Source organism: Delftia sp. WSY_16 (assembly GCF_043104415.1).
Lineage (GTDB): Bacteria > Pseudomonadota > Gammaproteobacteria > Burkholderiales > Burkholderiaceae_C > Comamonas > Comamonas tsuruhatensis.
In genome coordinates this window covers 71,943-84,958 of the sequence record NZ_JBICKS010000003.1, presented here as the reverse complement: position 1 = coordinate 84,958, position 13,016 = coordinate 71,943, and the positions used below count along the sequence as shown (strand labels likewise).

The 13,016-nt window shown below is 65.1% G+C and carries 8 protein-coding genes; 6 read left to right on the top strand and 2 right to left on the bottom strand.

Annotation, left to right across the window (positions count from 1 at the left end):
* Window positions 1–16 precede the first annotated feature (16 nt).
* Complete coding sequence (locus ACF8O7_RS01180; protein ID WP_279493432.1) at window positions 17–2,527, bottom strand: hypothetical protein; 2,511 nt, start codon at window positions 2,525–2,527, stop codon at window positions 17–19.
* A 152-nt stretch (window positions 2,528–2,679) separates the two neighbouring features.
* The gene (locus tag ACF8O7_RS01175) at window positions 2,680–6,471 is read right to left on the bottom strand and encodes a methyltransferase domain-containing protein (protein WP_046987372.1); all 3,792 of its coding nucleotides are present in this window, start codon (window positions 6,469–6,471) and stop codon (window positions 2,680–2,682) included.
* Between the two features lie 348 nt (window positions 6,472–6,819).
* Between ACF8O7_RS01175 and ACF8O7_RS01170 the strand changes: the two genes are divergently transcribed.
* The 6 genes from ACF8O7_RS01170 (at window position 6,820) to slmA (ending at window position 12,846) form a co-directional block, all read left to right on the top strand.
* Window positions 6,820–7,593, top strand: a complete 774-nt coding sequence (locus tag ACF8O7_RS01170) for a glycosyltransferase family 2 protein (RefSeq protein WP_016451815.1) — start codon at window positions 6,820–6,822, stop codon at window positions 7,591–7,593.
* A 5-nt stretch (window positions 7,594–7,598) separates the two neighbouring features.
* Window positions 7,599–8,702 (top strand): glycosyltransferase family 4 protein, encoded by a 1,104-nt coding sequence (locus tag ACF8O7_RS01165; RefSeq protein ID WP_082001651.1) that lies wholly within the window; start codon window positions 7,599–7,601, stop codon window positions 8,700–8,702.
* Window positions 8,703–8,811: 109 nt separating this feature from the next.
* The gene (gene argB, locus ACF8O7_RS01160) at window positions 8,812–9,702 is read left to right on the top strand and encodes an acetylglutamate kinase (protein WP_012203251.1); all 891 of its coding nucleotides are present in this window, start codon (window positions 8,812–8,814) and stop codon (window positions 9,700–9,702) included.
* Window positions 9,703–9,823: 121 nt separating this feature from the next.
* Window positions 9,824–10,543: a response regulator transcription factor gene (locus ACF8O7_RS01155; RefSeq protein WP_016446445.1), complete on the top strand. Its 720-nt coding sequence runs from the start codon at window positions 9,824–9,826 to the stop codon at window positions 10,541–10,543.
* Window positions 10,544–10,580: 37 nt separating this feature from the next.
* Complete coding sequence (locus ACF8O7_RS01150) at window positions 10,581–12,068, top strand: ATP-binding protein (protein WP_279493426.1); 1,488 nt, start codon at window positions 10,581–10,583, stop codon at window positions 12,066–12,068.
* An 82-nt stretch (window positions 12,069–12,150) separates the two neighbouring features.
* The gene (gene slmA, locus ACF8O7_RS01145; RefSeq protein WP_012203254.1) at window positions 12,151–12,846 is read left to right on the top strand and encodes a nucleoid occlusion factor SlmA; all 696 of its coding nucleotides are present in this window, start codon (window positions 12,151–12,153) and stop codon (window positions 12,844–12,846) included.
* The last annotated feature ends 170 nt before the right edge of the window (window positions 12,847–13,016 follow it).

Genomic DNA, 13,016 nt, shown 5'->3' with positions numbered 1-13,016 from the left:
GCCTCAGGCCCGTCCATCAATCTATCGTGCGATAGAAGCTCCAGCTGCCCTCGGACTTCAGGTGCCGCAGGTGCGGATTCTGATTCAGGCCCTGCTCATGCCGTTGCGGTGCTGCGATGTGGGTGGCAGCAATCTTCGAGAAGTCGAAGCTGCGTGTGTTCACACGCAGCAGCACATGGTCCAGGCTATGGAGGACGGGCTCGAAATCCGTGCCTTGCAGTTCGGCGCCTTCTATGGTCAGGTGCTGATAGCGGTTGTAGATACCGTAGTATTTTCTCCCGGGGTCCAGTCTTTCCCAGAACGCGAGAGGCGGGTGGTAGAAGATCCCTGAACTGATCCTGATGCCAGATGCCGCCAGCGCCATGGCCTGCCGATTGTTGTCCAGCACGACCCAGCGGGCCTGGCGGCTCGTGGCATCGGCGTCCAGCTGTTGCAGCTTTGGCCCTGGTTCCACATGCAATGGCGCCTGCAGCAAGGGGTTGAAGGGCAGGGCTGTTCCCAGCATCCAGACCATGTAGATGGCCATTGCGGCAACAAATTGCCGGTTTGCCAGCAGCAGGGCCAGGACGGCAAAGGCCGTTGCCGTGATGACGGCGACCCCAGGACTGATGGTCTCGGAGATCGCCGCAGGCAGCGTTGAATAGGTGAAAACCGCAAGCCATGCGCAGGCGGTTGCTCCCGTTACCGCAAGTGCCGACAACTGGCGCTGCCTTTCCGGGATGGTTGGAATGATTTCCGAGGCCTGGGTGGGCCATTGTTTCCTGAGCACGCTGGCCAGCAGCCAGGTCTGAGCCAGCAGCAAGCCGATATCCGTGCGGTAGACAGGAACCTTGGCCCATTGCGTCGCCTGAGCCAGCCAGGCAGGTATGCCTTGGTATGAAAAGTACAGGGTCCAGCCAATGAAGGTCAGGCAGAGGCACCCCGCCAGATCCAGTTGCCGTGGCGTCCTGCACCGCATGTCCTGCGTTTGCTGCCAGGCAAACAGCAAGGCCAGCGGAATGGCCAGGAAAATGTAGGAGCCGGCATCGCTGGGTACAAGCATGTCGGTGATGTGGAACATCTGATCCGGACCGAAAAGCCCTCTGGTCAGATACCAGGGATCCATGTATCCCCCTGTCTCCATGCGCCTTCCCGGGTAGACCGTGGCAGCAATCGACGACACGGCGTCTGCAGCATGAAGCCACCATGCGTAGAGCAAAAGGGCGGGCACAAGCGCCATGACCACCACGAGCAGTGCCTGTTGCCAGTTCCAGCGCCAGTCCCCGCGGTGCATATACAGCCATGCTATGGCGAGCGGGCCCAGCAGGCTGGCCACCACTACGAGCCAGGCCGGGTACAGGGTAAGGGCAAAGCCTGCCAGTGCCCAGCCTGCCACCAACGCCCTGGGCAGCACCTGCCGGATGGATTGCCTTGTCCAAGCGGTCAGGAACATGCCGAAGGCGAGCAGTGCGAAAAACAGGATGTAGACAGGCCAGCCCGACCAGCCAACTGACATGGGGGACGCACTTACGCTAAGTGCAAGAACAGCTGCGGGCTGCCAGCGCAGTTGTGCGATGCGCACCAGGACCCACAGGCATGCAGCGAATCCGGCAAAGTAAGGAAACCACCAGTACCATGCGAGCGCCCGCCGCAGGTCAAGGATGAAAAAGCCCCAAGTAGCTGGCTTGGCAAGCGCAGACAGGTTGGAGACGGGCACGCCGCTCATGCCCACAGTGTTCATGTTGTGGCCGGCGCTGGAAAAAACCGTGCTGGTGTTCTCGAAGCTCTTCAGCAGGTGTCCGGGTGCGGCGGCATGGTATTGGCTGATGGCCATGGCGGTGATGACCTGCCATTCATCGCTGCGAATGATCTGGGGGGTACCAAGCCAGGCATTTTCGTCATGGGTAACAAGCTCGTCGTTCTGAAAGAGCAGGGCAACGGAGGAGCCGGTCCATCCACCCGCCACCAGAATGATGAAGGCTGCTGCGGTTGCCGCACCAAAAGCCCTGGCACCAATGCGCAGCCTGGACTGCCATCCGGACAGGGACAGCAACAGGAGCAGCGCAGGCAGGCAGAAGGCCACAAGGGCGCCGGCTCTGGGCAGCAGGCTGGCGCGGGCAGCCTGGTGCAGCGTGATCTGTCGCGCCTTGTCCATGGTGGTCAGCGCAAAACGCCTGCCGTCCGTGGTCATGATTTCCATGCGTACGGTGTAGGTGCCGGAGGCAAAGTCCGGGTCGAGCGGGGCACGGATGTGGAATCCGGCGTTGGCCCAGTTCGGATTGCCTGTAGCCGCCACAACGTCGGGCCTGGGATACGACAGGGCATTGAGCCGGCCTTGGTAGACAAGGTGGTCGTCCAGGAAGATCGAAGCCTGGGTCGGAAAGGCGTGGCTGCGTCCGGAGGCGCTCCAACCCTTGGCGATCAACTGCTGTTTGGCCGCATCGAAATGGATATCCTCCAGTACTCCTTGGTCATGGAAGGCCGTATCAGTTGCACCGGCCGGTAGAAGGAAGCCGCAAAGCAGTATGGTCAGCAGCAGGAAGGACATCCGATGGATGACCCTGTGGAATGACTGGCGTATGGAGTGCATGGCCTGAGAAGCGTTGTCAACCTTTGTGCGATGCGGACCTTGCCTTGAAGCGCGCAAGGTTCAGGGCAGTCGGGGCTGCAAGCCCGCCAGCGACGGTCTTGCCTGCTGACTCAGGCCTGCAGCCAATTCTTGACCCGGCGCTGCCAGTGCGCGGGAATACGCCTGGCCACGCCGCGCAGGATGGGTAGCGAGCGCAGGTGGGCCAGCAGGATCAAGGCCCCCGATCTTGCAGCATGGTCCTGGCGTTGCAGGCGATGTGTGGCCAGGAAGGCCGCATCCAGTGGCTGGAGCAGGGCCTGATCGCGCGGCTGCAGCCCCTGGAGATAACCGTCGCCATAGAAAGCCGCTCCCGGCTGGGCGGCGGCACTCCCTGTTGCGGCCGGTTGCTGCGGCAGCTGTCCTTCAATGAAGTGGCGTTCGCGTATTTGCGCGAAGAAGTCCAGCCATTGGGCGGTGCTGGCGTCCCAGGGCATGACCCAGGACCAGTCGCGGCCTGCCAGCCTTTCGGGGAAGGCCCCTATGTCGGGCGCGACGATGGGCAGTCCGGCGGCCAGGCAGGCGCTGAGCGTGTAGCTGTAGGTCTCCGGCCATTGGGCGGGGAACCAGGCCAGGTCGGGCTGCAGCCACTCCAGCAGCGCAGGCAATTCCTCTTCCTTGTAGCCACCATGCACCGTCAGGCGTGCGCGTGGCTGGGTCTGCAGGCTGCGGTAGCCATAGCCGAGCAGATGGAATTCCACAGGAGCTCCGCGTTTGGCGGCTTCGATAGCCACGGCTTCAAGCACGTCGGCCCCCTTGATGGCACTCATGGCTCCCAGCACGACGATCTTGAGTGGGGCCGTGGCGGCCAATGTGCGTGCCGTTGGGGTCGGCAACTGTGCCGGCATGTCGGTGTGGGCAACGGCCTGGACGCGTGCCCCGGGCACGAAGCCGGCGATCCGGCTGGCTGTGTCCTGGCTGGGGGCCAGCACATGGCGCGCGTTGTTCAGCAGCAGCGCATTGCGGTGGCGCCACTGGGCCACGGTGCCGGCATAGGGGGCTGTGTCCGTTGGTTCGCAGCAGCCGCATTCGCCCGCGCGGGGCGGCACGATGTAGCGGTTGTCGATGCCGGTCAGCGAGATATTCTTGCAGTAGGTGTAGAAATCATGGGCCGTGAAGTCATGGGCCGTTCCCAGGCGTGCGGGCAGGTCCAGGATGGCTTCGCTGTGGCCCAGGAGATGCTGGTAGTGCACGTGCACCACGCCCAGCTGGCGCAGGGCCTGCACCAGCTCCTCCATCTGGTCGTTGATGCGGAAGGCGAGCTCGAAGGCTTCCTTCTCTTCGGCACGGCGCAGGACCACGACTCCACCTGCGGCTGGGGACAGCATGAGGAACAGTGCCTTGCCTTGCAGGAACTGCGCCAGTTCGCGGACATGGCGCACGGTGCCGCCCGCCCGATCGTGGAGCACGGCCAGCACCACGGGCTGCTGCGCTGCCTCGGCCTGCAGGCGTGCCACATCCAGCGCCAGGCGTGCCGTGCGCGCAGGGTCGGCCTGGACGAAGGCCATGACATCGGCTTCGTAGCGCGGATGCAGCCTGCGCAGGGTTTCCATGGCGGCACGTTCACGCGGGCTCTTGCTTTCTCCGAAGCTCACGCCGCCTGTGTGCAGCACGAAGGTGTCCAGCAGATGCAGGTTGCGCCAGCCAGCGGCTGCGGCACGCTGGCAGAAGTCGTTTTCCTCGCCATAGCCCTTGCCGAAGTGCTCGGTGTCGAACAGGCCGACGGCGTTCAGGCTGTCGCGGCGGATGTACATGCAAAAGCCCACGCCGGTCGGCACGTCCACCACCTGGCCGGGGTTGGTGCGCGCGCACAGTGCGTCGATGGCGGCCGTGTCCATGCCGGGCGGCAGGTCGTTGCCCTCGCAAAAGCGCGGGTAGCTGCAGATGGTGGCGTTGTTGGAAAACGGCGTGACGGAGGCGATGCGTGCATCGCCGTAGGCAGCCTGGCGGATGCGGTCCAGCCAGTCATTGGCAACCACGGTGTCGCTGTTGAGCAGCAGCACGTCATGGGCGATGTTCAGCGCCATGCCGCGGTTGACGGTGCCGACGAAGCCGAGGTTCTCCTCGTTCTCCAACAAAGTGATGCGGGGCTCCTGCGCAGCCTTCTCGCGCAGCCAGGTCGTGACTTCGGGCTCCGGGCTGGCATCGTTGATGACCACGAGTTGCCAGTGCGTGCGGCAGGGGCTGGCCAGAACGGATTCGATGCAGTTGCGCGTGTCGTCCAGGCCGCGGTACACGGGCACGATCACATCGACGGGCTGCTGCGGCATCGGCTGGGGCACGGGTGTGTGGAGGACGGGGGCAGGCACTGGCGTGCGGCCCAGCAGGCGGTCAATGCGCATCTTGGCGTGGACGAGAGGGCGCGTGGCCCGGAAGACGGTGGAGTTCTCGATATCGCGCAGGTGCTGCTCCAGGCGCGCGAAGTCCCGCTGCACGCGGGTGGCCTCTTGCTGCCAGATGGCGCGCTCCTTGCTCTGCGACTGGTGGCTGTCTTCCAGGAGGGCATTGCGGTGCTGAAGCCTATGGATCGCAGCGCTTCGCTCTTCCAGTTGCTGGACATCCTGCGCGTGCTGCTGCTCAAGCAGCATGCGCTGTGTGTGCCACTGATCCTGCAGATCATTGGCCCGGCTGCGCTCCTGCGCGATCTGCCGTTCAAGCGGCTGCACGGCGCCCGCCAGCGCCAGATAGTCGGCCGACATGGGCCATCCCATCTCGATCTCCAGCGAGGCGCCACGCAGTGCAGCCAGGGTTTCTGCGGGAATGGGCAGTTCGAACCAGGGGTCATCGCCGGTCAGAAGCAGCATCAGCGAGAAGGCGCCTGCCGGATGAAGTCCATTCCACACGAGCTGATGATGAGGGCGTTGCCCCAGCAGGGCGGCGTCCGAATCCTCGGGCAGCCATTGCCAGACGACGGCGCCTTGCGCATCGAGCAAGGCCAGCCGGTGCAGGTGTATGAAGCCCGGCCGGTCGGCCAGGTCCAGACGCAGATGGCTCAGTGAAGTGTTGTGGTCGGGCAGCGCAAAGCGCAGTGTCTGGCGTGCCTGGCCAATGATGCCCGTGGTGGAAAGCTTGCTTTCTTCGTCATAGCGGCCAGCGCGTGCCATGTAGAGCTGTGCCGTGAATAGGGCATGTGCCTGTGGATAGTTCACCGGCGGCTCGATGGCCTGTGCCTGGGCCACCGGGGCGGCACTGGCGATGAACTGGTAGGCCAGTGCATCGGGTGTGGCCAGCAGGTGGCGCGCAACGGCAGGGGGCAGGCTGTCGTAGGCGACGCGGAATTCGGATTCGGGGAGCGCCCGTTCGATGGTGTCGATGTCGTCCACCTGCCAGCCTTGCTCGGCCAGAAAGCGCGACAGCGAGCGCCGCGTAAAAAAACGCAGGTGGGTGCGGTCCAGCAGGCCTTCTTCGCGGTAGCGGAATTCGCCATGCAGCAGTTCTGCCACCAGGCCGCTGTAGCCTGCATTGGGCACGGAGATCAGCAGACGGCCTTCGGGCGTCAGCCGCTTGCGGCATGCAGCCAGGATGCGCTCGGGCTGGCGAAGGTGCTCCAGCACGTCGGCGCAGACGATGTAGTCATAGCGCGCATCGCCGAAGAGCTGGTCCAGATCGCAATCCTCCAGGTCGGCCACATGGACATGGCGGTAGAAGGGCGCTGCATGGCGGGCTTCTTCCTGGCTCAGGGTGACGCCATCGCAGACGCATTGCTTGTGCTCGGCGAGAAAGGCTCCAAGTGCACCGCTGCCGCAACCCAGATCCAGTATGTGCGCCTGGGCCCGGACATGGCCGGCCAGCACGGACAGCGACGTGCGCTCGTTCAGATCGACAGTGCGCAGGTAGACGTGGGGATCGGGAATGGGTGTGGTCATAGGAAAAGGGGTGCCGGGCAATCTCTCCGCTGGGAGCAGGTGCCGCGGCCATATTCATTCACGCCAGACGGCCTTGGCCAGTCCGCAGCGGGCAGCAAGCTGCGCCCACGTCAGGGCGCAAAAAATCCCGGAAGTCCGGGCGGCAGATTGTCGCGCATCATAATGCCGGCCACTGCAGTGACTGCATGGCATGGCCGGGTAATGACATATTGCGCGGCTGTTGCATTTTTTTGCATTACGGCATGGCCGCTGACGCTTGACGAAGGCCGTCGGCGGAATACTCTGTGCCGCCGTTTCTGCGGCGCGTGATTCCCGTGCGGGAATTTGAAGATCTGAAGGGCGGCATTGATGGGTTCATCGTTGGTCGTGTCGGTGGTGAGCCACGGACATGGCGCTCATATCCAGAGGCTGCTTGAGTGCCTGGCCTCGGCGCGCCTTGCGCCGGTGTCCCGTGTGGTGTTGACGCTCAACATTCCCGAGGCGGAGCCCCAGGCGCCCGTGGCCGGCTGGCCCTTTGCTCTGGAGATCCGGCGCAATGCGCAGCCTCTGGGGTTCGGCTGCAACCACAACCGGGCGCTGGCGAGCGCACGGGAGCCGTTTGTCTGCGTGATCAATCCCGATGTGTTCTGGAGCGAGCAGGAGGAGCCGTTGCAAGACCTTCTGGCGCTGGTGGCCCGTCCGGGACTGGCCCTGGCCTATCCCCCGCAGATCGGTGAAGACGGCGCGCTGCAGGATTTCGAACGGGAGTTGCCATCGCTGTGGAATTTGCTGCGGCGCAAGCTGCGTGGGCGCGTGGAGCGGCGTGTGGAATGGGTGAATGCGGCCTGCCTGGTGCTGGGCAGGGACAGCTGGCTGCGGCTGCGTGGGTTTGACGAAGGTTTCTATATGTATTGTGAGGATGTGGATCTGTGCCTTCGCCTGCGGGTGCTGGGCGGAGAGCTCAGGCGCGGCGGTTTGCCTGTGGTCCATGCGGGCCAGAGGGCGAGCCGGCGCAGCCTGCGCCACGGCGCATGGCACGTGGCCAGCCTGCTGCGGCTGTGGAGCCGCCCGGCCTACCGCAAGGCCAGGGCCCTGCCGCAGGCAGCGCCCTCGCTGCGCAGCCTGCGTGGAGAACCATCGTGATCTGGATGTCGGTACTGGCCTTCATGGTCTCCTTCATCGGCTGTGCGCTGCTGCTGCGCTGGGCCCGGCGGTCCGCAACGTCCTCCTACGGATACGACAAGCCTCAGCGTTTCCACATGGGCGAGGTGCCCCGGCTGGGGGGCGTGCCCATGTACCTCGGGCTGGCTGTCTCCTGGGGAGTCGGCACCTGGCTGAGCATGCGCGGAGATCCTTCGTCGCTGCGCATGCAGCTGTGGGTCGTCGTATGCCTGGCCGCCATGCTGCCGGCCGTGGTCGGGGGGATCATCGAGGATGTCTCGCAGCGCCTGAGCGTGCGCTACCGGCTGGTGCTGACCCTGCTGAGCGCCGTGCTGGCGGTTTTGCTGTGCGGCCTCACCGTGCCCCGGCTCGGCTGGCCCTGGCTGGAACAGGCGCTGGGTCCTGCCATGCCCTGGCTGGGCATGGGCCTGGCCGTCCTGGCCCTGACGGGCCTGCCCCATGCCTTCAATATCATCGACGGCTACAACGGGCTGGCGGGCATGGTGGCCACCATCATCTGCCTGGCGCTGGCCCATGTGGCCTTGCAGGTGGGCGACCGCACGCTGGCCGCCATGCTGGTGACGCTGGCCGCCGCCACCTGCGGCTTCCTGGTCTGGAACTACCCGCGCGGCATGATGTTTGCCGGCGATGGCGGAGCCTATGTCTGGGGCCTGGCGATTGCCCTGGCCAGCATCGCCCTGGTGCAGCGCAATTCCGCAGTCTCTCCATGGTTTCCCATGCTGCTGCTGATCTATCCGGTCTGGGAGACGGTGTTCTCCATCTACCGCAAGCTGATGCGCGGCATGTCGCCGGGCATGGCGGATGCCCTGCATTTCCACCAGCTCATCTATCGGCGCATCGTGCGCGGCGTGTTCGACGATGATCTGGCCCGGCGCATGCTTCGCCGCAATAACCGGACCTCCCCCTATCTGTGGGCCTTCACGCTGCTGACCGTGGTGCCGGCATTGCTGTTCTGGAGCAATACGCCCGTTCTGGTGGGTTTTTGCCTGCTGTTCGTGGTCAGCTACGTGGTGGCCTATCTGGCCATCGTGCGCTTCAAGCTGCCGGGCTGGATGCAGAACAATGGATGATGACCGGGCGCCATGGGCGTTCCGTCATCCGGGCATGCAACACTGCGGCGCAGTTGCGGCACAATGCCCGCCTTGTTGTTGACTACTTCCACGCCCCAGGGCTAGCACCATGAACGATATCCTCTCGATTGCCCCCCGCGACAAGGCCGAAATCCTCGCCCAGGCCCTGCCCTACATCCGCAAGTTCCACGGCAAGACCATGGTCATCAAGTATGGCGGCAACGCCATGACCGATCCGGCCCTGCAGGCCGACTTCGCGGAAGACGTGGTGCTGCTGAAGTTGGTGGGCATGAATCCGGTGGTGGTGCATGGCGGCGGGCCGCAGATCGAGACGGCCCTTAACCGCCTGGGCAAGAAGGGCGAGTTCATCCAGGGCATGCGCGTGACCGATGCGGAGACCATGGAAGTCGTGGAATGGGTGCTGGCCGGCGAGGTGCAGCAGGACATCGTGGGCCTGATCCACCAGGCCGGTGGCAAGGCCGTGGGCCTGACAGGGCGCGATGGCGGCCTGATCCGCGCACGCAAGCTCAAGATGGTCGACAACAAGGATCCGAACATCGAGTACGACGTGGGCCAGGTGGGCGACATCGTCTCCATCGACCCCAGCGTGGTGCGCGCGCTGCAGGATGACGCCTTCATCCCCGTGATCAGCCCCATCGGCTTTGGCGAGGAAAACGAGAGCTACAACATCAACGCCGACGTGGTCGCCAGCAAGCTGGCCACCGTGCTGCAGGCCGAAAAGCTGGTGCTGCTGACCAACACTCCCGGCGTGCTGGACAAGGCAGGCAGCCTGCTGACCGACCTCACGGCGCGCGAGATCGACGCCCTGTTCGCCGACGGCACCATCTCGGGTGGCATGCTGCCCAAGATCAGCGGCGCCCTGGATGCCGCCAAGGCCGGCGTCAACGCCGTGCACATCATCGATGGCCGCGTGCCGCATGCCATGCTGCTGGAAATCCTGACCGACCAGGCCTACGGCACCATGATCCGCAGCCATTGAGGCCCGATGGCGCGGACTTTGCGGTTCGCGTTACCATCGCGCATGGCCCGGGCGTGGTCTGACGGCCTGGGCCGGTCTGCTGCAAGCCGCCTTTGGGCGGCTTTTGTTTTTTAGGTTTGATATGCGTTTGCTTCTTGTGGAAGACGATGTGATGGTGGCCAGCGGCATCAAGCTGGGGCTGTCCGATGCGGGGTATGCCGTGGACTGGGTCGGCAGTGCCGAGCGCGCCCTGGAGGTGCTGGCCCAGGAAGCCTTCGACCTGGCCGTGATCGACATCGGCCTGCCCGGTATCGACGGGCTGGAGCTCACGCGCCGCCTACGCAGCAGCGCGGTGGAGAGCTCGGCCATGCCCGTGCTGATTCTGACGGCGCGCGACGCGCTGCAGGACCGCGTGCAGGGCCTGGACCAGGGCGCCGACGACTACATGGTCAAGCCCTTCGAGCTTCCTGAACTGCTGGCCCGGCTGCGCGCGCTGCTGCGCCGATCACAGGCAGCCACATCGGCCGTCCTCAGCTTCGGTCCCATCGAGCTGGACACGGCAGGCCGCCGCGCCGGCGCGCGCCAGCCTGCGCAAGACGATGAGAGCGAGGGAAAGCTGCTGCCCATCGACCTGGGCCCGCGCGAATGGACCGTGCTGGAATACCTGCTGATCCACGCGCCCAAGCCGGCCAGCAAGGACAAGCTGCTGCAGGCGCTCACGGGCTGGGACCGAGAGATCACACCCAATGCGGTCGAGGTCTATGTCTCTCGCCTGCGCAGCAAGCTGGAGCCGCACGGCGTGGCCCTGCGCTCCATCCGGGGCTTCGGCTATCGGCTGGAACTCTCGCATACCGTTGCCTGATGCAGACATGGCGCATGGCCCCAGGCGCTGACCGCCCATGACAGCCAATCTGCGACTTCGCCTGCTGGTGCTGCTGGTGGTGCCGCTGACGCTGCTGGCGCTGATGGGCGGCTGGTTCGGCTACCGCTCGGCAGACGAGGCCTCCACCCAGCATGACCAGCGCCTTTTGCGCCTGCTGCCCGCGCTGGCCGACTCCGTGCTGGCACCGTCGATTGCCGAGGGAACGCCGCCGCTGGTCGCGCTGACGCCCGCCATCGAGGAAGTCTTGCGCCAGCGCGGCAACGACGTCGGATATGCCGTGGGCGACCTGCAGGGCCATGTCGTTGCCGGCGACACCTGGATCCGCTTCGATGTGCCTTCCACGCCGCTGGCCGAGTTCCACAGCCAGGAGCATGACGGCCTGACCTACCGCGTGGCCGTCATGCGCGCCGAAACCTATGGCGCCGGTGAAATGGTGCTCGTGCTGGCCGACGGTGGCGACGTACGCCAGCAATGGGTGCGCCAGTTGCTGCTGCATGTGCTGCTGCCCAGCGTTCTGCTGATCGCGGGCGCTGGCATTGCCATCTACTGGTCGGTCAGCCGGGCCTTCCGGCCGCTGCTGACCCTGACCCAGGCTGTGGAGCGGCGCTCGCCGCGCGACCTCAGTCCCATCTCTGAGCACAGCTCGCCGGCCGAGGTCCGCCCGCTGGTGCGCTCGCTCAACCGATTGTTTGCACTGGTCAACGCCCAGGCCGAAGGCCAGCGGCGCTTTGTGGCCGATGCCGCCCATCAATTGCGCACGCCTCTGGCGGCCTTGCAAGCCCAGGTCGAGGCCTGGGCGCTGAGCGCGCAGGCTGCCCAGGCCGAAGCGAGGCGCAAGGGCACCGAGGCCCAGGTGGTGCTCAGCGTGACGCAGATCGAGCAATTGCGCGACGCCACGCGGCGCACCTCGCAGCTGGCACGCCAGTTGCTGGCGCTGTCACGTGCCGACGCCCGCAATGCCGAAGTCCAGCCGCTGCAGCAGGTGGACCTCAAGGACCTGTGCGAAAGCATGCTGGAAATGTTCTTCGACCAGGCCAGCGCCAAGGGGCTGGACTTCGGCCTTGACGTTGCTCCGGCCAGTGTCTGGGGTCACAGCTGGCTGCTGCGCGAACTGGTGTCCAATCTCGTGGACAACGCCATCAAGTACACGCCGCCCGGCGGTAGCGTCACGCTGCGCTGCGGCATGTACCATGGCGCGGGGCAGTCTGCGGATGAGCCGCTAGGGTGGGCCTTCCTGGAGATCGAGGACGATGGCCCCGGCGTGCCCGAGGCCGAGCGCTCGCAGATCACGCAGCGCTTTTACCGCGCCCAGGGTGCGTCAGGCGATGGAACGGGGCTGGGATTGGCGATTGCCGATGAAATCGCCCTGTTGCACCAGGGCACTCTGGCCTTTGGCGCCGGCGCGCAGGGCAAGGGCCTGCTGGTACGCTTGGAGCTTCCATTGCAAATGCCGGCCGTGCTCTCGGAAACAGTAGCAGCGCAGCCAACAGGGACGCGATCCTGACGGTTGCGCTCATGGGGACAGCTTTGTGCGGAGTTGCCGCCGAGGGCTGTGAGAGAATTACTTACAAATAGTTGATCTGCTTATGTCCGAGTCTGAAGTCCTGTCGCCTTTATCCGCTCCTGGCGCTGATGTCGTTTCCGACGAAGCCGCCTCCGCTTCCGCCCCCACGCCTGCGCGCAAACGCCCCAAACCCGGGGAGCGGCGCGAGCAGATCCTTCAGGCGCTTGCGGCCATGCTGGAAAAGCCCGGCGCAGAACGCATCACCACGGCAGCGCTGGCCGCTCACCTGGGCGTCAGCGAGGCGGCCCTGTACCGCCACTTCGCCAGCAAGGCCCAGATGTTCGAAGGACTGATCGAGTTCATTGAGCAATCCGTCTTCACGCTGGTGCAGCAGATCGTCGGGCGGGATGTGCCTGAGGAAGAGCGTCCCGCAGTGGATGGCATGCGCCAGGCCAGCCGCGTGATCTCGCTGGTGCTGCAGTTCGGCGAGCGCAACCCCGGCATGGTGCGCGTCATGGTGGGCGATGCCATCGTCTTCGAGCACGAGCGTCTGCAGGCCCGCATGAACCAGTTCTTCGACCGCATCGAATCCACGCTGCGCCAGTGCCTGCGCCCCGCCGCCGGTGCGCTGGGCTCCTCCGCCCCGACGGTCGATGCCCAGGTCGCCGCCAGCGTGCTGACGTCGTTCGCGCTGGGCCGCCTGCAGCGCTACGCACGCTCGGGTTTCCGCCGCCTGCCGACCGAGCATCTGGAAGCCAGCCTGGCCTTGATGGTCTGAACATGGCCCAGCGGACCCCAGGGTCCGCTTTGCAGCAAAGCCACCCGCTTGCGCCGGTGGCTTTTTTCATGGGCACGCGGTGGAGGGGCTTCGGGTTGCTAGGTGTTTTCCCCCGCATGTCTTCGCCGCGACAAGCTTTCCATGCAAAATAGCACGAACGTTCGTTTTAA

Coding starts and splice junctions, on each gene's coding strand:
- ACF8O7_RS01150 (WP_279493426.1), top strand. CDS start 10,581: ATGACAGCCAATCTGCGACTTCGCCTGCTGGTGCTGCTGGTGGTGCCG.
- ACF8O7_RS01170 (WP_016451815.1), top strand. CDS start 6,820: ATGGGTTCATCGTTGGTCGTGTCGGTGGTGAGCCACGGACATGGCGCT.
- slmA (WP_012203254.1), top strand. CDS start 12,151: ATGTCCGAGTCTGAAGTCCTGTCGCCTTTATCCGCTCCTGGCGCTGAT.
- argB (WP_012203251.1), top strand. CDS start 8,812: ATGAACGATATCCTCTCGATTGCCCCCCGCGACAAGGCCGAAATCCTC.
- ACF8O7_RS01165 (WP_082001651.1), top strand. CDS start 7,599: ATGTCGGTACTGGCCTTCATGGTCTCCTTCATCGGCTGTGCGCTGCTG.
- ACF8O7_RS01180 (WP_279493432.1), bottom strand. CDS start 2,527: ATGTCCTTCCTGCTGCTGACCATACTGCTTTGCGGCTTCCTTCTACCG.
- ACF8O7_RS01175 (WP_046987372.1), bottom strand. CDS start 6,471: ATGACCACACCCATTCCCGATCCCCACGTCTACCTGCGCACTGTCGAT.
- ACF8O7_RS01155 (WP_016446445.1), top strand. CDS start 9,824: ATGCGTTTGCTTCTTGTGGAAGACGATGTGATGGTGGCCAGCGGCATC.